The sequence below is a fragment of the Ulvibacter antarcticus genome, assembly GCF_003688405.1.
In the GTDB taxonomy this organism is placed as follows: Bacteria; Bacteroidota; Bacteroidia; order Flavobacteriales; family Flavobacteriaceae; genus Ulvibacter; species Ulvibacter antarcticus.
In genome coordinates, this window is sequence record NZ_REFC01000015.1 from 231,970 (window position 1) to 254,613 (window position 22,644).

Annotated in this window: 14 protein-coding genes; 3 read left to right on the plus strand and 11 right to left on the minus strand. The window is 37.1% G+C overall.

The window, feature by feature from the left end; genetic code table 11:
• Window positions 1-15: 15 nt before the first annotated feature.
• The 7 genes from ilvA to gltB all read right to left on the minus strand — a co-directional run bounded on the left by ilvA (window position 16) and on the right by gltB (window position 13,184).
• Window positions 16-1,278, minus strand: a complete 1,263-nt coding sequence (gene ilvA / locus BXY75_RS15330; protein WP_121908652.1) for a threonine ammonia-lyase IlvA — start codon at window positions 1,276-1,278, stop codon at window positions 16-18.
• A gap of 6 nt (window positions 1,279-1,284) precedes the next feature.
• Window positions 1,285-2,784: a ketol-acid reductoisomerase gene (gene ilvC, locus BXY75_RS15335; protein WP_121908653.1), complete on the minus strand. Its 1,500-nt coding sequence runs from the start codon at window positions 2,782-2,784 to the stop codon at window positions 1,285-1,287.
• Window positions 2,785-2,797: 13 nt separating this feature from the next.
• Window positions 2,798-3,328, minus strand: coding sequence for an acetolactate synthase small subunit (ilvN, locus tag BXY75_RS15340; protein WP_121908654.1), 531 nt, complete (start codon window positions 3,326-3,328; stop codon window positions 2,798-2,800).
• Window positions 3,329-3,450: 122 nt separating this feature from the next.
• On the minus strand, window positions 3,451-5,187 hold the full coding sequence (ilvB, locus tag BXY75_RS15345; protein WP_121908655.1) for a biosynthetic-type acetolactate synthase large subunit: 1,737 nt from the start codon (window positions 5,185-5,187) through the stop codon (window positions 3,451-3,453).
• A gap of 41 nt (window positions 5,188-5,228) precedes the next feature.
• Window positions 5,229-6,908, minus strand: coding sequence for a dihydroxy-acid dehydratase (gene ilvD, locus BXY75_RS15350; protein WP_121908656.1), 1,680 nt, complete (start codon window positions 6,906-6,908; stop codon window positions 5,229-5,231).
• Window positions 6,909-7,210: 302 nt separating this feature from the next.
• Window positions 7,211-8,677 (minus strand): glutamate synthase subunit beta, encoded by a 1,467-nt coding sequence (locus BXY75_RS15355; protein WP_121908657.1) that lies wholly within the window; start codon window positions 8,675-8,677, stop codon window positions 7,211-7,213.
• 4 nt (window positions 8,678-8,681) lie between these two features.
• Window positions 8,682-13,184: a glutamate synthase large subunit gene (gene gltB, locus BXY75_RS15360; RefSeq protein WP_211331833.1), complete on the minus strand. Its 4,503-nt coding sequence runs from the start codon at window positions 13,182-13,184 to the stop codon at window positions 8,682-8,684.
• A gap of 433 nt (window positions 13,185-13,617) precedes the next feature.
• Here gltB and BXY75_RS15365 point away from each other — a divergent pair, with 433 nt between their 5' ends.
• Window positions 13,618-13,956, plus strand: a complete 339-nt coding sequence (locus tag BXY75_RS15365) for a P-II family nitrogen regulator (protein ID WP_121908658.1) — start codon at window positions 13,618-13,620, stop codon at window positions 13,954-13,956.
• A gap of 20 nt (window positions 13,957-13,976) precedes the next feature.
• On the plus strand, window positions 13,977-15,209 hold the full coding sequence (locus tag BXY75_RS15370) for an ammonium transporter (protein ID WP_121908659.1): 1,233 nt from the start codon (window positions 13,977-13,979) through the stop codon (window positions 15,207-15,209).
• 84 nt (window positions 15,210-15,293) lie between these two features.
• On the opposite strand, the gene BXY75_RS15375 is transcribed toward BXY75_RS15370, so the two are convergent.
• Window positions 15,294-17,879, minus strand: a complete 2,586-nt coding sequence (locus tag BXY75_RS15375) for a phosphoenolpyruvate carboxylase (RefSeq protein ID WP_121908725.1) — start codon at window positions 17,877-17,879, stop codon at window positions 15,294-15,296.
• 353 nt (window positions 17,880-18,232) lie between these two features.
• Between BXY75_RS15375 and metK the strand changes: the two genes are divergently transcribed.
• A complete protein-coding gene (metK, locus tag BXY75_RS15380; RefSeq protein ID WP_121908660.1) occupies window positions 18,233-19,489 on the plus strand; it encodes a methionine adenosyltransferase in 1,257 nt (418 codons plus the stop codon).
• Window positions 19,490-19,564: 75 nt separating this feature from the next.
• Here metK and BXY75_RS15385 read toward each other — a convergent pair whose 3' ends face one another.
• From BXY75_RS15385 to BXY75_RS15395, 3 genes are all read right to left on the minus strand, one after another.
• Complete coding sequence (locus tag BXY75_RS15385) at window positions 19,565-20,215, minus strand: response regulator (protein ID WP_121908661.1); 651 nt, start codon at window positions 20,213-20,215, stop codon at window positions 19,565-19,567.
• Window positions 20,216-20,391: 176 nt separating this feature from the next.
• Window positions 20,392-20,556 carry a hypothetical protein gene (locus tag BXY75_RS15390; RefSeq protein WP_170152909.1) on the minus strand — a complete coding sequence of 55 codons (165 nt, stop codon included), beginning with the start codon at window positions 20,554-20,556 and terminating at the stop codon, window positions 20,392-20,394.
• Between the two features lie 152 nt (window positions 20,557-20,708).
• Window positions 20,709-22,586: a tetratricopeptide repeat-containing sensor histidine kinase gene (locus tag BXY75_RS15395; RefSeq protein ID WP_121908663.1), complete on the minus strand. Its 1,878-nt coding sequence runs from the start codon at window positions 22,584-22,586 to the stop codon at window positions 20,709-20,711.
• Window positions 22,587-22,644 lie beyond the last annotated feature (58 nt).

A 22,644-nucleotide genomic window follows, 5' to 3' on the forward strand; every position in this document is an offset into this window, starting at 1 on the left:
ATTATTATTGTCTTGTTAAACCAAAAATTGAAATAAATCTGGCTTGTTATTCAAATAGTCTCCATAAAAATTATGAAGCTTCAATTTTGTAATTAATGGTTCTAAATCATTTGGTGATTTAAGTTCTACACCAACCACAGCGACATCGTTATCTCTATTGGCTTTTTTAGTGTATTCAAAATGTGTAATATCATCGTTAGGTCCCAAAATATCTACAACAAATTCTCGCAGAGCTCCGGCCCTTTGTGGAAACTTAATAATAAAATAATGTTTTAAGTTCGCATAAAGTAGTGCCCTTTCTTTAATTTCAGGAGTGCGCGTAATATCGTTATTGCTTCCACTTACAATACAAACTACATTTTTCCCCTTTATCTCTTCTTTATAGTAGTCCAATGCCGCTATACTCAACGCCCCCGCTGGCTCAACAATAATGGCATCTTTATTATAAAGTTCTAATATGGTCTGACATATTTTGCCCTCAGGAACAGTTATCATAGCGTCCAAATTTTCCTTGCAAATGGCAAAGGTCATATTACCTACTTTTCGAACTGCGGCCCCGTCAACGAAACTTTCTATGTGTTTAATTTCAGTATTTCTGTTATTGCGTATTGAAGTGGACATTGAGGGTGCGCCTTCTGGTTCAACTCCAATAATTTTTGTATTTGGCGATACGAGTTTAAACAAGGTTGAAAGGCCTGAAGCCAGACCTCCACCACCTACCGGAAGAAAAATGTAATCAACTGGTTTTTCAGTTTGTTTCAAAATTTCCAAGCCTATGGTCGCTTGGCCTTCAATAACTTTCTCATCATTAAATGGATGAATGAAATTTCCGCTGAGTCGTTCACATTCCAACATAGCTGAAACATAAGCATCGTCGAAGGTATCACCTCCTAGCACAATTTCTATAAACTCTTCACCAAACATTTTAACCTGTTCGACCTTCTGATTTGAAGTAGGAGAAGGCATAAAAATTGTTCCCTTTATTTTTAATAATTTACATGATAGTGCAACTCCCTGGGCGTGATTACCGGCACTAGCGCAGACAATACCATTTTCAACTTCGGAAGCTGTTAAAGAAGCCATTTTGTTGTATGCGCCTCTTATTTTATAAGAACGTACTTCTTGCAGATCTTCCCGTTTGAACAATACGTTAGATTCAAATTGCTGAGAATACCGGGTATTTTGAGTTAAAGGTGTCACGGAGGCAACCCCCTTTAATTTCAAGGCGGCCGCTTCAATAGCTTGTACAGTAGGAAAGTATGTTAAGGTTGTATGCATATTTTATTAAGATAAAACAGCTTCCTCTTTTACAGCTGATTTTATTGTTTTCATGGCGGTCATTGCATGACGCAATCGTTTCCCAACTGCTTCAATTTTAAGATTCCGAATTGCATCATTTACCGCAATTAAATCTACATTGTCGACAGCATTAGATTTAGAAAAAGACGTTCCAATTACATCTGTCTTTACAGACTTCATAAAATCAACCAATAGTGGTTTGCAAGCATGGTCGAACAGATAACAACCGTATTCCGCAGTATCGGAAATAACCCGGTTCATTTCAAAAAGCTTCTTTCTTGCAATGGTATTGGCAATTAACGGAAGTTCATGCAATGACTCATAATAGGCCGAGTCTTCAACAATACCGGCACTTACCATTGTTTCGAAAGCTAATTCTACTCCAGATTTCACAAAAGCCACTAACAAAACACCATGGTCAAAATATTCTTGTTCGCTTATATGATTAGAAGTAAGGGCTGTTTTTTCGAAGGTTGTTTCTCCGGTTTCAGCTCTCCATCGCAACAAATCTTTATCGTTATTGACCCAATCGGTCATCATAGTTTGCGAGAAATGCCCCGAAATAATATCGTCCATATGCTTTTCAAACAATGGCTTCATTATTGTTTTTAATTTTTCAGATAATTCGAAGGCTTTAATTTTTGCCGGATTCGATAATCGGTCCATCATATTGGTAATTCCACCTTGCTTCAAGGCCTCAGTAATTGTTTCCCAACCAAACTGAATTAACTTCGCTGCATAATTAGCAACAATACCTTCAGCAACCATTTTATTGAAAGAAAGTATAGACCCTGTTTGCAACACACCACATAAAATGGTCTGTTCTCCCATAAGATCACTTTTAACTTCTGCAATAAATGACGATTCTAAAACCCCGGCGCGATGCCCTCCAGTGGCCACTGCATATGCTTTTGCTTGTGACCAGCCCTTATTTTCAGGATCATTTTCAGGATGAACTGCTATTAACGTTGGTACTCCAAATCCTCTTTTATATTCTTCTCTCACTTCAGTCCCAGGACATTTAGGGGCAACCATTATAACCGTTATATCCTTTCGGACTTTCATCCCTTCTTCCACGATATTAAAACCATGAGAGTACGATAAAGTCGCTCCTTTTTTCATTAACGGCATTACTGCATTTACAACCTGTGTATGCTGTTTGTCTGGCGTTAAATTTAACACCAAATCTGCCATTGGAATTAATTCATTATAAGTACCTATATTAAAGTTATTTTGACTAGCATTTTTAAAAGAGTCACGGTTTTCTTTAATTGCGACTTCTCTTAAAGCATAAGAAACATCGAGACCGGAATCCCTCATGTTTAAGCCTTGATTAAGACCTTGAGCGCCACAACCAATAATTACCACTTTCTTTCCAATTAATGCGTTAACCCCGTCCTCAAATTCCGAAGCATTCATAAATCTGCACTTTGCCAATTGCGCCAATTGCTCTCGTAAGGATAAGGTGTTGAAATAATTTGTCATTTTTCTATTCTTTTTAATGATTAAATGCTTCCAGCATTTGTGTAACTTCCATAGGTTCTTTTGTCACTGCTATTCTTCCCGAACGCGTAAACTGCATAATTCCAAAAACACTGAGTTCTCTATGTAACAACTCAATTTCGTTGCGTCTTCCCGATTTCTCCAATACGAAGAATTCTTTATTCACAGTTACAATTCTGGCGTTGCTTTCTTTTATTATATTCTGAATTTCTCTTTCCTCGAATAATAAATCCGACTTGATTTTAAACATACAAGACTCTTGATAAACAGTCTCTTCATCGGTATGGTAATAAGCCTTTATCACTTCCACCTGCTTTTCAATCTGACCGATAATTTTCTTGATTTGTTCCTCCGTCATTTCCACAACAATCGTAAATCGTGATACACCCTCTATTTCGGATACTGAAGTATTTAAACTTTCAATATTCATGTGTCTTCTTTGAAAAATCGCCGAAATCCGATTCAGTAATCCTATATTATTTTCAGTATAAACTGAAACCGTATATGTATTTATTGATTCGCTCATATTTTATTTTTTTAGAAGAAAGAACAAAGAGGAAAGACTGTTCTCGTTTGTATTATTTAATTTTCTCTTTTCTTTCGTCTATTTTCTATATTCTTTTTTCTTACTTCTTTCAGCGAAGCGGTCTAACTCAACCTTATATCCGATACAGACGCTCCCGTAGGAATCATTGGAAACACATTTCCTTCTTTTTCTACCCGAACTTCAAGGAAATAGGCGCCTTCACATGCCATCATTTCTGCAACTGCATCTTTTAATTCTTCTCGCTTTGTCACTTTCTTAGCCTCAATAAAATAGCCTTTCGCAATAGCCACAAAATCTGGATTTACCATTTCAGTAGATGCATATCGCTTATCAAAAAACAGCTCTTGCCATTGACGAACCATTCCTAAAAATTCATTGTTTAAAACCACAATTTTCACGGGTACCTTCGTTTGAAAAATCGTGCCTAATTCTTGAATCGTCATCTGATAACCTCCATCACCAATGATAGCAATCACATCTCGATCTGGAGCTGCCATTTTAGCTCCAATAGCAGCCGGAAGTGCAAAGCCCATAGTTCCTAATCCGCCAGAAGTTATATTACTTTTTGATTTGTTGAATTCGGCATAACGACACGCAATCATTTGATGCTGCCCCACATCCGATATAATTGCGGCATTCCCTTCGGTCACCTGGTTAATCTCATTTAGAACTTCTCCCATTGTAAGTCCCTCCATGGTAGGATGTAAATCATTTTTAATGACCTTTTCAAATTCTATAGTATATAAGTCTTTGAATTTCTGAAGCCAATCCGTATGTTTATTCAAATTTAAATGAGGTAGCAGTAAGGAAAGACTTTCTTTGGCATCTCCTAATACAGCTAAATCGGTTTTTACATTCTTGTCAATTTCTGAAGGGTCAATATCGAAGTGGATGATCTTCGCTTGTTTAGCATAGGTCTTTAAATTACCTGTAACCCGGTCATCAAAGCGCATTCCAATAGCAATCAATACATCACATTCGTTGGTTAAAACATTAGGGGCATAATTACCATGCATACCAACCATTCCAACATTTAGTGGATGGCTTGTCGGTATCGCAGATGCACCCAAAATGGTCCATGCCGATGGTATCCCAGCTTTTTCAATGACCGCCTTAAACTCCGCTTCTGCTTCTCCAAGTAAAATTCCTTGTCCCCAAACAATCAATGGCTTTTTTGCGGCATTAATCATTGCTGCAGCTTCAGTTATTGCGCTATTGTCAATTACGGGAATCGGATTATAACTTCTGATTCCTGTACATTTTTTATACTGAAAATCAAATTCCTCCAACTGCGCATCTTTAGTGATATCAATCAATACAGGTCCCGGACGACCACTTTTTGCGATATAAAAGGCTTTTGCCAATACTGCAGGAATTTCTGAAGCCTTGGTTATTTGATGATTCCATTTGGTTACTGGTGTTGAAATTCCGACGATATCTGTTTCCTGAAAAGCATCACTTCCCAACAAATGTGAAGCAACTTGACCGGTAATGCAAACCAAGGGTGTAGAATCTATTTGAGCATCTGCAATTCCAGTAATTAGATTGGTAGCTCCAGGACCGGATGTAGCCATTGCAACTCCAACTTTCCCTGAAATTCGGGCATAACCTTGCGCCGAATGTGCTGCTGCCTGTTCATGTCTCGTGAGCACGTGATGAATCTGACTTTTATATTTATAAAGCTCATCATACACCGGCATAATGGCGCCTCCGGGATAGCCATAAAGTATATCCACACCTTCCGCCAATAAACATTTTACCACGGCTTCAGCACCCGAGATTCGCACCTTCGTTTGAGATGAAGCATCCTGCTTTTCAATAATTTGTGTTTCTTTCATAAACTAAACTTCAAATGTTGAGATTCCTGTCTGCGCAGGAATTAGAATTCGTCTGTTACGCACCCTTGGGATGCAGATGAAACAGTTCTTGCATATTTATATAAAACACCACGACTTACTTTCAGCTTTGGCGCCGACCAGCGTTGTTTTCTCTGTTTTAATTCTTCTTCAGTCACCTCCAGCGAAATTGAATTAGTTTCGGCGTCAATTGTAATGATGTCTCCATCTTTAACTAAGGCGATTGTTCCACCTTCTTGAGCTTCAGGAGTAATATGTCCCACTACAAAACCGTGAGTTCCTCCAGAAAATCGACCGTCGGTGATTAAAGCAACGTCATTTCCAAGTCCGGCTCCTATAATGGCAGCTGTTGGTTTTAACATTTCGGGCATTCCCGGACCTCCTTTAGGTCCTTCATATCTAATTACAACCACATCTCCTTTTTCCACTTCTCCATCTCGAATTCCGTCGTTTGCAGCATATTCTCCCTCAAATACTTTTGCTTTTCCCTGAAATTTCAACCCTTCTTTACCAGTTATTTTTGCAACACTTCCTTCTGAAGCTAAATTTCCATAAAGCATTCGCAAATGTCCGGTTGCTTTTATAGGCTTTTCGATTGGTCTTATGACATCTTGCCCTTCAGAAAGATCAGGGACATCTAATAAATTTTCTGCTATTGTTTTTCCGGTAACTGTAAGACAGTCTCCATGTAACAATCCCTTCCGAAGTAAATATTTTAAAACTGCAGGGATTCCACCAACAGCATGTACGTCTTCCATTAGGTATTTTCCGCTGGGTTTTAAATCGGCTAAAAAAGGTGTGTTGTCACTTATATTCTGAAAGTCCTTCAGAGTGAAATCAATATTAGCTGCTCTGGCGATCGCCAAGAAATGAAGTACTGCATTTGTAGATCCACCAAGGATTGTTACCAACCGAATGGCATTCTCTAAAGATTTACGCGTAATAATGTCTGAAGGTTTAATGTCCTTTTCAAGCAAAACTCTAATGGCTTCACCAGCTTTCACCGACTCCTCCTGTTTTGCATCACTCAAGGCCGGGTTCGAAGCATTAAATGGAAGCGTCATACCCAAGGCTTCGATTGCCGAAGCCATTGTATTTGCAGTGTACATTCCGCCACAGGCACCCGCGCCAGGACAGGCTTTTTCAACAATATTTTGATATTCATTTTCTGTCATCGTGCCTGCCACCTTTGCTCCCCAAGCTTCAAAAGCAGAAACAACGTCAAGTTTTTGTCCATTGTGGCAACCTGAATCAATCGTTCCGCCATACACCAAAATTGATGGGCGATTTAATCTAATCATGGCCATCAAGGCTCCGGGCATATTTTTGTCGCAACCCACAACGGTAATCAATCCGTCATAACTCATCGCCTGTACTACCGTTTCCATTGAATCGGCAATTAAATCGCGTGAAGGCAAAGAATAACGCATCCCTGGAGTTCCCATAGAAATACCGTCACTTACGCCAATAGTGTTAAAAATAAGGCCAATTACATCTTCATTTTTGGTGCCTTTTTTCACCAATTTTGCCAAATCATTGAGATGCATATTACAGGGGTTTCCTTCATAACCTGTACTTGCAATTCCAATCATTGGCTTATAAAAATCTTCAGTAGTAAGGCCAATTGCGTGGAGCATTGCCTGAGCTGCGGGTTGTGTAGGGTCCTGAGTTACTGTTTTACTATACTTGTTTAATTCTTTCATTCAATTCTTTCATTCAATTCTTTTCAATGTATACTTCGGAATTGTACTATCCTGAAGTACAAGAGTCGAAAATAAGAAATCGGCAGTACAACAAAATTGACTTTGAACAATTCAAAATAAATCCAATTATAAATTTTTAAGTTTAATGTTCTAATTATCAGTTATTTAATACCTAATCTTATCCGATGTTCATAAAGATAATTATCTTTACAATGACTGCTCTTAGCTTAACCTTCAAGAGTATTAGTTTAGAATTTCAAGTTAACTAAACCTGTTTCTGAACGATAAGTTTAATTATGTATTTAAACTCTGGGTAGATCATTATCATCTTTTAATGGCAGGTTTGAAGTCCCCATTAAATAAGCATCGAGATGATGTGCCGCTTGCCTACCTTCGGAGATTGCCCAAACAATCAAAGACTGTCCTCGTCTAACATCACCTGCCGCAAAAATTCCTGCAACGTTTGTTTTATAATCGGCGATTGTCGCTTTTATATTCGTTCTAAAATCGATTTCTAATCCTAATTGTTCCGATAATGTTTTTTCAGGACCTGTAAACCCTAGTGCTAATAGTACCATATCGCAATCCAGCGTCTTTTCAGTATTTGGGATTTCTTTCAATTGTGGTCTTTCACCCTCCTTGAAAATCCATTCAACTTCTGCAGTTACCAATCCCTTTAAGTTTCCATTTTTATCTCCCAAAAATTCTTTGGTAGAAATACTCCAAAATCGTTCTACACCTTCCTCATGCGAAGAGCTAGTTTTAAGTCGCATAGGCCAATAAGGCCAAGGTTGGTTTACTGGTCTTCCCTTAGTTGGCTTGTTTAGTATCTCAAAGTTCGTAACCGATTTCGCACCATGACGATTCGATGTACCAATACAATCTGAACCTGTATCACCTCCTCCAATTACAATTACATTTTTATTCTTCGCTGAAAGAACCTTATCAAATTCAACCAATCCATCCACAAATTCATTGTTTAGTTTTAAGAAATCCATTGCCTGATGCACCCCTTTTAGATGTGCACCTTTTATTGGAATGCTTCTTCGTTCTGTAGCACCAACACATAACAAAATTGCATCGAAATCGGCTTTAAGCGTTTCAACACTGGTATTTACTCCAATATGGGCATTGGTTTCAAAATTAATTCCTTCTTTTACCAATACCTCTAACCTGCGGTCTATTATAGATTTTTCAAGTTTAAAGTCGGGAATCCCGTAGCGTAATAATCCGCCTAGCTTTTGATCTCGTTCAAATACAGTTACGTAATGTCCTGCTCTGTTTAATTGTTGTGCTGCAGCTAATCCGGAAGGTCCGGAGCCAATGATTGCCACTTTTTTATCTGTGCGTTGTTTTGGAGGATCTGCCTTTATCCAACCTTCTTTAAAGGCGGTTTCCACAATATTTTTCTCAATATTCTCGATTGTTACCGGATCTTCATTTATGCCTAGCACACAAGCCTCTTCACAGGGTGCGGGACATAATCTGCCGGTAAACTCAGGGAAATTATTGGTTGCATGTAAAATTCTCGCAGCCTCTTTCCATTTTCCTTTATAGACGTAATCATTAAAATCGGGAATTAAATTGCCCAATGGGCAGCCGGTATGACAAAAAGGAATTCCGCAATCCATACATCTTCCACCCTGTTTTTTCAATTCTTCCTTTTCAAGAGGAATTGTAAACTCATTGTAATTTTTTAACCTGTTTTCGACTTTGTCATAGCTTTCTACGACACGTTCAAACTCCATAAATCCTGTAATCTTTCCCATGTTATTATAATTTAATTAGGTCTTCTTCCGAAAGTCTAATTAGAGCTTGTTTATATTCTTCCGGAAGCACTTTTACAAATTTTGACAATTCCTTCTCCCAATTTTCTAATATTCTTTGTGCTAAAGGGCTCAATGTAGCATTGTAATGATTTTCAATGAATCCTTTTAGACTTTCAATATCTTCAGTTTCAGTAAGTGAATCAAGATTGAGATCATCGCTGTTACAATGAGCCTTGAACGTATTATCAGGATCATAGACAAAGGCAATTCCGCCACTCATGCCTGCGCCAAAATTTCTGCCGACATTTCCTAAGATCACAGCAACACCACCTGTCATGTATTCACAGCCATGATCTCCAATACCTTCAACAACGGCAATTGCACCGGAGTTTCTTACGCAAAAACGTTCACCTGCTTTTCCATTTATATAGGCCTCACCAGCGGTTGCACCATACAGAGCTACATTCCCAATGATGACATTATCCTCAGGAATAATTGTTGCCTCCTCAGGCACTTTTACTATAAGTTTGGCGCCTGAAAGCCCCTTTCCGAGATAGTCATTTGTATTTCCAGTCACTACAAAACTTAGTCCTCGAGTACCAAAGGCTCCGAAACTTTGTCCGGCAGAACCTCTAAAATTGATTTTCAAGGTATTCTCTGGTAAACCATGAGCTCCGTAAATTTTCGATATTTCGTTACTTAATATCGCACCTACCGCTCTATCTTCATTTGTTATTTTAAAATCAAGTGTCGTTTTTTCTTTTCTGAATAAAGCAGGATGCGCTTTATCAATAATTTTGAAATCCAGTGATTTTTCAAGATTGTGATTCTGAGTAGAGGTATTATGTAACTTCACATCTGCAGCAACTTCTACTTTGTGAAGAATTGGTGATAGATCGATCCCGTGTGCTTTATAATAATCAATTGCCTCATTTCTATTAAGTTTTTCAACTCTTCCAACCATTTCATTAATAGTTCTAAATCCAAGTTTTGCCATAATTTCTCTGAGCTCCTGCGCTATGAAATACATAAAGTTCACCACATGTTCAGGCTTCCCTTTAAACTTTTTTCTCAATTCAGGGTTTTGAGTTGCGATTCCTACCGGGCAGGTATTGAGATGACATGCTCTCATCATTATACATCCGGAAGCCACCAATGGTGCTGTGGCGAATCCAAATTCTTCGGCGCCTAAGAGGCAAGCAATCGCAACATCCCTACCTGTTTTTAACTGGCCATCGCATTCAACAACAATTCGATTTCTTAGATTGTTCATGACCAAGGTTTGTTGTGCTTCAGCAAGGCCTAGTTCCCAAGGGAGTCCGGCATGCTTCAAAGATGTTAATGCGGCCGCTCCTGTTCCTCCATCGAAACCTGAAATAAGCACTACATCTGCCTTTGCTTTTGCAACACCTGCAGCCACGGTACCTACTCCGACTTCAGAAACCAGTTTTACATTAATTCTTGCGGTTCGATTGGCAGATTTCAAATCGTAAATAAGTTGTGACAAATCCTCAATTGAATAAATATCGTGATGCGGTGGTGGGGAAATCAATCCTACATAGGGTGTAGAATTTCTAGTTTTTGCAATTTCACGATTCACTTTAGCACCGGGAAGTTGACCTCCTTCTCCCGGTTTCGCACCTTGCGCCATTTTAATTTGAATTTCAGAAGCATTCGTTAGATAATTAGAGGTAACTCCGAAGCGACCTGAAGCAACCTGCTTTATGGCACTATTCTTCCAATCTCCATTTGCATCTTTATAAAAGCGTTCTTCATTTTCTCCACCTTCTCCCGAGTTACTTTTTCCGCCCACTCTGTTCATGGCAATCGCCAAATTTTCATGTGCTTCTTTACTAATAGAGCCATAAGACATCGCTCCGGTTTTAAAACGCTTTACAATATTAGTCCAGGGCTCTACTTCATCTAGCGGAATGGGATCAAAATTTGCAAATTCGAACATACCACGAATAGTCATCAATTGTTTCGATTGATTATTTATTAATTCTGAATATTCCCGATAGGTTGAAGGTTTATTACTGCGAACTGCTTCCTGCAATTTAGCGACTGATAACGGACTAAACATGTGATGTTCTCCATTACGACGCCATCTATATTGCCCTCCGATTTCCAAATCCAAATCGGCGGCGATATCCTGATTTTTGTATGCTCGGCTATAACGTTTATTAATCTCCTTTTCAAGCTGATGCAATCCGACACCTTGAATTCGAGTAGCGGTTTTAGGAAAATATTTATCTACTACGTCTGTATTTATACCGATGCATTCAAATAATTGAGATCCCCGATACGAGTTCAATGTAGAGATTCCAATTTTATTCATCACTTTAAGAATACCCTTTCCTATTGCCTTATTATAATTTTCGATAGCCTCAACTGCATTTATAGAAGTTGAATTAAGATCGTCTAGCTGGTCTTCAATTATTTCATTCACCATATAGGGATTAATGGCACTTGCACCATAACCAAACAATAGAGCAAAATGATGCACTTCACGAGGCTCAGCAGATTCGATGATGATACTTAAATTGGAACGCTTCCCTAACCTTTGTAAACCACTATTCACGAAAGCACAAGCTAATAAAGCCGGTATCGGAGCTTTTTCTTCGTTTGAGTTTCGATCGGATAAAATTATAATGTTAGTTCCTTGGTCAATACTTTTTGAAGTCTCTTTCAATATGCCGTCCAAAGCATCTTCTAATCCATTATGGCCTTTTTCGATATCATATAAAATTTGAATAGACTCAATTTTAAAATTCGGGCTTTTAAAACTCTTTATCTTATCCAGATCTTGTTTTGAGATAACCGGATTTTGAATTTTTAGTTTTTGGGCAGGCTTTTCATTTATATTGAAAATATTAGAATCACTTCCTAAAGTTAAACTTATGTCGGTAATAAGTTCTTCTCGAATTCCGTCTAATGGCGGGTTGGTTACTTGAGCAAAAAGTTGTTTAAAATAATTATACAACAATTGTGGTCTTTGTGAAAGCACTGCAATAGGAGTGTCTGTCCCCATTGACCCAATAGGTTCCTTGCTATTTTGAGCCATCGGTAATATAATGGTATTAATATCCTCGAGGGTATATCCAAAAACTACCTTCCTTTTATCTAATGACTCTTCGCCTAAAAACAATGGGCAGTCATTATATGGTATCTCTTTTAACAGCACTAAATTTTTATCTAACCATTCTCGGTAAGGATGTTTGCTTACAACAATTTCTTTTACTTCATCATCGTTAATAATTCTGCCTTCACCCATATCGACTAAAAACATTTTACCTGGCTCCAGTCTGCCATGATAGGCTACATTTTTCGGCTCAATCTCAATGACACCAATTTCCGAAGACATAATTACGTATCCATCTTTGGTAATTGAATATCGTGACGGACGCAGCCCATTTCTATCCAGTACTGCTCCAATGTAATTTCCATCGGTAAAAGGAATAGATGCCGGACCATCCCATGGTTCCATTAAGCATGAGTTATACTCATAAAAAGCTTTTTTAGAATCAGACATCTCAGGGTTCTTTTCCCAAGCTTCAGGTACCAGCATCATCATTACCTCAGGTAAAGATCTTCCAGTCATTAATAAAAATTCGACGACGTTATCCATAGAAGCGGAATCGGATTTTCCCGGAAGTACAATTGGAAGTATTTTCTTAATTTCATCATCAAAAAGTTCACTATCCATTAATTCTTCTCGTGATAGCATCCTTGAAATATTTCCTCTCAAGGTATTTATCTCCCCATTATGACACATATATCTGAACGGCTGCGCTAAATCCCAAGTTGGAAAAGTATTTGTGGAAAAACGTTGATGTACCAATGCCAATCTCGTGACGAACAAAGGATCACTAAGATCTTTATAAAATAATTTGATGTCCTCCGGAATTAGTAAACCCTTATAAATGATGATTTTTGTTGAAAGACTGGGCACGTAGAAAAATGTACTTTCTGAAATTTTAGATTTGGAAATTTCATGTTCAGTCTTTTTTCTGGCTATAAAAAGCTTTAAGTTAAACTGAAAGTCTTCTTGAGTCTTCGAGCCTTTACCTATGAATATTTGTTTTATATAAGGTTGTGTAACTGAAGCAATTTCACCTAAAACCGATTCATCTACCGGAACATCTCTCCAACCTATCAATTTAAGGCCTTGTTCTATAACATGTTTTTCAAAAACCTCGATACAAAAGTCTCTTTGATTACCTCTCTTGGGTAGAAATACGTTACTAACAGCATACTCACTTTCTTTAGGTAATTTGAAATCACAATTCCTTATAAAAAATTCATGGGGGATATCAATTAAAATACCGGCACCGTCTCCGGTTTTTCCATCCGCACTAACCGCTCCTCTGTGTTCTAATTTTTCTAAAATTTGAAGTGCCTTATGAATAATATCATTTGACTTTGTTCCTTTCAAACTGCAAATAAATCCGGCACCACAATTGTCGTGTTCAAATTCGGGTAAATACATTCCTTGTTTCTTCAACATAATCATCAAATTTTGGCTGTAATTCTCGCCTCGCTGTTAAACAATATAAAGACATATATATCACAAATCATAATCTGGATTACACATTTGCGGATATCAAAATTTAGCCTACTTGAAAACAAGAATTCAAAATTTTAGACCCTAGTTAATTATCATATTCTCAATACAAAAAACATAAATTTTGAGTTTTAGATAAATTAAACGCAACAAAAACTCATTTTTATTGTATAAAATTTAAATAATATTAGAAAAATGAAAATAATCTTAAAAAATCAATTGTCATAAATTTAATATTTTAAGAATATTTTGCATACCCCCTAAATTTATAGGGGTAACTATTGCAAAAATGCAAATTTTATACATTTTTTAAATTTTTAATGGGGTGCGACAGGATTATAACATAGTTTTGCGTATTAATTTTTAAAAATTCAATATGAAAAAAATTGAAGCAATCATCAGAAAATCAAAATTCAGTGCAGTTCGTAACGCATTGCACGATATAGGCATCAATTTCTTCTCCTATTGGGACGTCACAGGGTTGGGAAACGAAAAAGAAGGACATGTTTATCGAGGTGTTTCTTATAGCACTAGTGACATTCAACGACGATATCTTTCCATAGTTATCAATGACGAATTTGAAGCCGCTACCATAAAAGCAATTTTAGATTCCGCTGCGACAGGCGAGGTTGGAGACGGAAAAATATTCGTTTCCGACGTACAAGAATGCTATAGAATACGCACAGGAGAACGAGGCGGAAAAACTTTAAAATAATCATCTAAAAACATTTAACTATGGAATTATTAACTATAAATAATGTATGGATGATGATCTGTACCGCATTGGTGTTCTTTATGCATTTAGGATTCTCCTTATTGGAAATCGGACTTACAAGACAAAAAAATACCATTAATATACTTTTTAAAAACATTTTCATAATTACCATCGGCTTACTATTATATGCAGTAGTAGGATTTAATCTGATGTATCCAGGCGATTTTAATGGATTTCTCGGTTTTGCCGGGTTTGGATTGGATTCACCACTCACCACCGACGGTACTCTAAACCTCGCATATAATGAAGGTTACACCTATTGGACAGACTTTCTGTTTCAAGGAATGTTCGCTGCTACCGCTGCAACCATTGTTTCGGGAGCAGTTGCAGAGCGTGTTAAGATAGGACCGTTTATGATTTTTGTAATCCTTTATGTAGGTATTATATACCCTATTGCGGGATCCTGGAAATGGGGAGGCGGTTTTCTACAACAATTAGAAACTCCGTTTTACGACTTCGCCGGTTCTACATTGGTACACTCTGTAGGTGGCTGGGCGGCATTAGTTGCAGTTTGTCTTCTTGGAGCCCGTATTGGCAAATTTAAAGATGGTAAAATTCAAGCGATTCCCGGTCATAATATTCCATTGGCTACCGCAGGAGTATTAATTCTATGGCTGGGTTGGTTTGGGTTTAACGGAGGATCGGTATTGTCTGCAGATCCTGGACTGACTTCACTAACCTTAGTAACAACTTCTTTAGCCGCTGCATCAGGTGGTGTTATTGCTTCATTAGTAGCAGCTATTAAATTTAAAAACCTTGACCTTACTATGTTTTTAAATGGAATTTTAGGTGGTTTGGTCGGAATCACGGCAGGAGCCGATCAAATGAGCCCAACAGACGCTATTATAATAGGTGCAGTTGCCGGTGCGATCATAGTATTTGCAGTCTCCTTTATTGATAGACTGAAACTAGACGATCCCGTGGGTGCTATTGCTGTTCACTTGGTTTGTGGAATCTGGGGAACCTTAGCAGTCGGTGTTTTTGGAAATTTAGCCGGAGGTCCGCAGTTTCTAAGTCAATTAATAGGAGTAACGTCTTATGCATTGATTTGCATTTTTTCCTCTTTTGTTATATTATTTATTCTGAAAAAAACAGTTGGTATTCGAGTTTCTGAAATAGAAGAAATAGAAGGTCTTGACGCACATGAACATGGAATGGATGCTTATCCGGATTTCAGATTGAACGAGCATTAAAAATTATACAGTAAATTGTTGATCAGGACTCTTTGTCCTTAAAACCTCAAAGTGTTATGCTTTGAGGTTTTTTTGAATATACCCTTAGGCAGAATTCCTACTCGCATTAATATTCCCAAACAAAGAACGAGTCACGATTTTTTCGAAGATTTTAATTTGCTCTTCATCCCTAACTTCTTCTTTCTCCAATTCCTGAATCTTCTTCAAAGCATATTGTTGAATTGTTAATAATGGCAACACTATTGACTCTCTTACTTCGATTGAAGCTTTTCCCGACTGCTCGTTTTCCATTAATTCTTTGTAACCGGTAAGCTTTAAAATTAAACGCTTAGTAGTTTCATACTCGGCGAAAATAATCTTCCAAAAATCACCAAACTCGCTATCATCTGCCATATACTTGGTTAAATCGAAAAATGATTTCGAGAGGGACATCATACTATTTTCTATCAAAGTCTTGAAAAAACTTGAACTTTGATACAAGGCTTTCACTTTTTCAAATTCCCCTTTGTCGTCATAATACTTCAGTGCAGAACCCACCCCAAAAAAACCAGGCACATTTTGTTTTAACTGACTCCATGAACCCACAAATGGTATGGCTCTTAAATCACTAAACACTAATTCGGTCGATTTTCCTCGTTTTGAAGGCCGACTTCCAATATTAGTCTTAGCGTAGTATTTTAAGGTGCTCATCCGTTCCAGATAAGGCAAAAACATGGGGTGACTTTTAAACTTAGAATACGTTTTAAAACTAATAGTAGCCAAATGATCCATGACCTCTACATTTTCAGAAGACATGCTTAGATTTTTATCACTCAGGTGATTGTATATTCCTGAGCTTAATAACTGTTCCATATTGTACTGTGAAGAATCCAAGGTTCCAAAATTGGAACTAATGGTCTGTCCCTGTATGGTCAATTGCACTTCCTTTGCTTCAATGGTTGGCCCAAGCGAAGCATAAAATTGATGTGTCTTCCCACCTCCTCTTGCCGGTGGACCCCCTCGTCCATCAAAGAATATAGCCGTAATATTAAATTTTCTGGACATTTTCGTAAGGCGTTCCTTAGCCTGAAAAATTGCCCAATTCGCCATTAAGTAACCTCCATCCTTAGTACCATCACTAAAGCCTAACATTATCGTCTGCCTATCGCCTCTTTTTCTTAAATGATCTCTGTACTCTTTATTCGAATACAACTCTTCCATTACCTGAGGCGCGTTTTCAAGATCGTCAATTGTTTCAAATAAAGGTCCAATATCAACTGTTAACTCATCCTTAAAGGCCACTAACTTAAGCATAGCATAAAGCTGCATCACGTTGAGCGCAGTTTGGTTGTTACTAATAATGTATCTGTTAGCCGCCCGTTCACCATTATTTTCCTGAATGGTCTTTATAGCCTTCATCGTATTTAAGGTGCTAATAACATCTTCGTCTTTAAATATGGCAACATCAACTTCGCCTTTTACCTTAGCCAATAATGCGACTTGCTTTTTTGCTGAAAGTTCATTAAAATTCGCCGGAAAAATATCTAATCCGGCACTGATAACACCATTTACCATATTTGTAAATACATCATTGTGCACCCGACTATCCTGCCGTATATCAAGTATAGCAAAATGAAATCCGAAGAGATGCACCTTATTAATCATGCTACAAACGTCAGATAGATAGAGGGACTGATGCTCTGTTTTAATGATCTTTTTTATTTCTTTTAATTCTGAAAGCAAGGTATTGTAACTAATCGCATCAAAAATGTTGTGATTTAAAACACTCGCATATAATTTCTTCTCCAAAGCATCCAAACGATCTACTACTCCCGCAAAAGATAATTTTCGCTTCAATAACCGAATATCCCTGTAATAATTTTTTATAATAGTCTCCTTCAATCTATTGGCAACCTTCAGAGTAATTTCAGGCGTCACAAATGGATTACCATCTCTATCACCACCAGGCCAGAAACCTATGTTCAATATATCGTTCGAAATAGGTTCATCGTTAAAAATGTTTTGCTGAATGTAATCGTAAATACTTCCGAAGGACTTATAAAAAACATTTTCCAAATACCATATTAGACTCACGGCTTCATCATAAGGAGTTGGCTTTTCATGTTTAAAAAACGGCGTTTTTCCAAGTTGCGCCAGAAGATTAATTATGGTTGGCAAGTCATCCTTGTTAATAGCGTCGGTTAAATCTGTTATGATACCTAATACCCCACCAGGATAGAATTGGGTAGGATGCGCCGTTAACACAATGCGGACCTTAAACTCTTCCAAATAGCCTTTTAAATCTTCCAGCTTATTCCCTAAATTGGCAGATTCTTTTAAACTGCGTAAGGTTCCTATTCCATCCATATTGTTCACAACCGGAAACGCAGCATCTTCAATAGCATCAAACAACACCACCTGACGTTCTATATACTGAATAAATCGAAATAATAAATTTATCTGACTCTCACTGGATCTCCTCGACTGATATTTTTTAAAGAATGAATTTACAATTGTAGTAGGATTGTCACCATTTGCAAATCCATTCTTACAGGTTTCATGAAAGAGAGGCAATAAAACACCGGTTTTGGCAATACTATCAAATGGTAGCGTCATAAAGATGCTATTGTAGATTTGATACTTCGATAAAACACTTTGATTAAATCTGGTAAGCTTAGGTTGTGTTGACATTTTCTTAATTATTATTGATAAAAGTACTAAGGCTTTATCAATTTTCCCCACAGCCCTAACACTTTTACAGATAATTCACTAAAACGATGCAGATAATGCAGAAATCCCATTATATAAAAGTATTAATTTCAAATCAACAATAAATCTCATTAGTATTTTATAGTTATAATTTAATATGTATTTTTGCATCCGTAAAAAGAGGACAGATTTGACTGATTGCAACCTCTTCTGAATCGTGTTTATCGAGGATGAGACTCCAAAATTAATTCGGGGTTAAAAATGCTAAAGGCAGTGTAAACTTCCTTCGTCTCTTTCGTCAAATCGACTCTAAATAATATTTAAAAATTCGTTTTATGGCGTATTTATTTACTTCGGAAAGTGTTTCCGAAGGACACCCTGATAAGGTGGCAGATCAAATTAGCGATGCATTATTAGACAACTTCTTGGCCTTCGACCCGGAGTCTAAAGTAGCATGTGAAACTTTAGTTACTACAGGACAGGTGATATTAGCCGGTGAGGTAAAAAGCAACACTTATCTAGATGTTCAAACTATTGCAAGAGATGTAGTGAACAAAATTGGATATACCAAAGGAGCTTATCAGTTTAGCGGAGATTCTTGTGGTGTAATTTCATTAATTCATGAGCAATCGCAGGATATTAATCAAGGTGTAGATCGTTCTACCAAAGAAGAACAAGGTGCCGGGGATCAAGGGATGATGTTTGGCTATGCTTCAAAAGAAACGGCGAATTACATGCCATTAGCCTTAGATATTTCTCACAAGATTCTTATCGAACTTGCCGCTTTGAGACGGGAAGAGAAAGAGATTCCTTATTTACGCCCCGATTCTAAAAGTCAGGTAACGATTGAATACAGTGACGACAACGTTCCACAGAGGATTGTCGCGATAGTTGTTTCCACTCAACACGATGAGTTTGATGAAGATGTTGCCATGCTTCAGAAGATAAAGAAGGACATTATAAATATTTTAATGCCACGAGTAAAAGCACAACTTCCGAAGTACGTACAGGAATTGTTTAATGATGAAATAACCTACCATATAAATCCTACCGGAAAATTCGTAATAGGTGGGCCACACGGCGATACCGGACTTACAGGAAGAAAAATTATTGTAGACACCTATGGTGGAAAAGGAGCACATGGTGGCGGAGCATTTAGCGGGAAAGATCCTAGTAAAGTTGACCGAAGTGCTGCATATGCCTCAAGACATATGGCGAAAAACTTAGTTGCTGCAGGTCTTGCCGATGAAGTATTGGTACAAGTTTCATATGCCATTGGCGTTGTTGAGCCGACTTCCATATTAGTAAATACTTATGGCAGCTCACATGTTAAGATTACCGACGGAGAGATTGCAAAAATTGCTGCACAGATCTTCGATATGCGTCCATCGGCTATTGAAACACGCCTGAAATTACGTAATCCTATTTATTCTGAAACTGCTGCCTATGGACATATGGGTAGAAACCCAGAAACAGTTACTAAGGTATTTGAAAGCCCATACAACGGTCGTTACGAAAAAGAAGTTGAACTATTTACATGGGAAAAACTAGATTATGTAGATAAGGTGAAAGAAGCCTTCGGTTTAGAATAACTTAATGGCGGTCTGAACCTATTGAAAACTAAATTTTTAAAAACCTTTCATTTATTATATCTGAAAGGTTTTTCTCTATATAATATTATAGTTCCTGGCCTTTTGAACGGCTTCAATCTTGGAATGTACTTGTAGCTTTTTATAAATATTTTCGATATGCTTTCTTACAGTGCTTGGAGATAGAAATAAATTATCCGCGATCAAGGTATAACTTAGGCCTTTACTTAGTTGTTCGAGTACCTCTACTTCTCTTTTCGTGAGGGAAAGCTCGTCCTTATCCTTAGGATTAGCAATATCAATAGGATTTCGCAACAGCTTTAATGTCTTTAAGGCAATGGAAGGATTCATAGCTGCCCCACCATTGAGTGTTTCTTTAATTCCTTTATAGAGATCTTCGGGGTTAATTTCTTTTAATAAATACCCATCGGCTCCTGCCTTAATTGCCTTAAATATATGCTCATCATTATCGAAGGCGGTCAACATAATGATTTTTATCTGTGGATACTTTTGTTTTACCAATTGCGTGGTTTCAATTCCATTGAGCACCGGCATCTCAATGTCCATTAAAATAAGGTCCAGATTGTGATTATCACTTAAACAAGATAGAAGTTCACTTCCATTTAGCGCAGTAAATTTTATAGTGATATCATCAAAAAAAGAAAGTTTTTCCTTAATAGCATGAATTAAAAATGAATTATCATCAACAATTGCAACTTTGATCTCCATATGGTAGAATCTTGATTTTTAGCTATTTAAAAATAGTGTTTTTTTGGGACATTTTAAATAGGGCAGATGTCGTATTTATTTTTTAGAAAGTGCTAAAAACTAAAGATATTTTACATGAGATTGGATATTTAATGCCATAGGACCATTACTAGTTTATCATTTTTTAATACCAATACTTAATTGGGCGAAAGTATTTCGGGCTGCACTAATAAGGCTTCAGATAAATTATAATTCATCAATTGGTAAGTATCCAGCGCTGTTTTTCTTTTCTGAATTTGCGCCGAATTCAATTCAATAGCGCGTGTTAACTGCTGTGTTTCGTGCCAATGTAATTGTTTCATTTTGCTTCTCTTCCGAAGAAAATAAAACAACAAAATGGCGATTAAAAACTCTGTCCCCGAAAGGATGTAGAAATAAGCAGGCATAATTTCAATTAGACCATAAAGTTAATGGTTTCGTGATATCAATAAAATACGTCAGCTGGCGTATTTATTCAAATCGAAAAGCTCACTTTTATGTGAGTTCCAACACCATTATTGGACTCGATTGACAGATTCCCTTTGAGATCGGCCGTTCTTTTTTTAATATTATTAAGTCCGTTGCCATTTTTTAAACTAGTATCGAATCCGGCGCCGTCATCGATGATTTCAATGTTAAAAACCTCATTCTCTTCGGAAATGGATACTGAAATCTTAGAAGCATTCGCATATTTGAGCGCGTTGTTCATTGCTTCCTGAATTATACGATACACGTTCATTCCCTGCATTGAAGTGAAACGAACATCTTCAGAAATATTCTTATCTACCCAAAATGTGAAAGCCACCTTATCATCAGCCTTTCTGGCATTCTCCACAAAATTTGAAATGCGAACTTGCAAATCCTGCCAACTGATTTCGTTTTTATTCATAGCCCAGATCGTATCACGCAACTCGTAAATGGTTTGAGTGGTAAACTCACTGATAGAGGTCAGTTTCGAGCTCACTTTATCATTAGCATCCTTCAAACCATATTTGAGAGAATCTATGGAAGAAATGATAAATGTAAGCTGCGATCCAATATTATCGTGCAAATCCCGGGAAATTCGAAGTCGCTGCTCTTGCAACCTATTCTGAGTTTCTATTTGTGCCAGGGCAGTTTTTAAGGCACTTTCTTTTACCAACTGCCTATGTTTTAATTTTTGCTGATTGTAAAACAAATATCCTACAAGACCAAAGACTACAATAATTCCAAGACTTCCGAATAGCATGGTATTTTTCTGTTCAACTTCTAGTTCTCTCTCAGCTAAATTGGCTCTACTTTGCGCAAGGTCCCGTTCTTTTTTTTCAGTTTCGTATTTCGTTTCTAGCTCCACCACTTTTTGAGCTCTTTCATCATTAAAAATAGAATCTCTTAACACATAAAATTCTTCCTGTTTCTCGAGAGATCGTTTAAAGTCACCCGTTTTTTTGTAAAACCATGCCTCTTGTTGAAGTACATCTCTAATCTTTTCTATGCTCTTACTTTTCTGAGCAAAATTATTGGCTTCCAAAAAATGAGATTTGGCCAGTTTATAGTCGCCTTCTTCATATGCAATAGTGGCCAAGTTGGTATAATTGGTCGCTAAATTATAATCTCCGTTTCGTATTTTATTAAGTACTAGAGAGCGATTAATAATCTTTTTAGCTTCTGAATATTTCTTTGCTTTCAACAGCGTATTACCAATATTGTTGAATACAAATCCATAATAAGCAGAATCATCAACTTTTTTTAAAAGTTCAAGGTTTTTATAATGATAGAATAATGCACTATCCGGCTTTTTCCAATCGTCATAATTTATACCAATGGTATTATTAGCGATAATGAGATACTTATAATTTTTATTTGTAGCCCGATCCATAATGGAATATGCCTTCTTACCATATTCCACACCTTTTTTATAATCTTCAAAATCGTGATAAATAATGGCTTTATCCGAGTTGTGAAGTGAAATCATTGCGGTATCTTTCAATCGTTCGGCTGCTGACAATGCTAGCTGAATGCCATTAAGGGCTTCTTCATAATTACCTTTATTGAGATAAATGCGATGTGTATCGTAATACACCTTCCGAAGTCGATTTAAGCTATCCAAATCTTGTAACAAAGATGTTACTCGATTAGAATAAAATAAACTACTATCGACCATGTTCTTTCGATTTACACTGTAGAACTTATAATAAAGGTAATTGGCCGAATCTGATTTAGTAGTGACTAATTTTCTGGCTGCTGAAAAATAATACTCTGAGGAGTCCTGAATTTTAAAGGCTTTTTCAAGTAAAATTGTTAAATCTGTTTTATTCTGAGCGAAAATTATTGAAGAGAACAATCCGCAGATTGCTAATAGAATATACCTCATGAAAATTCAAATTTATTAACTAAGATACTCAAAAATAAAACCCTGTTTACTACAACAG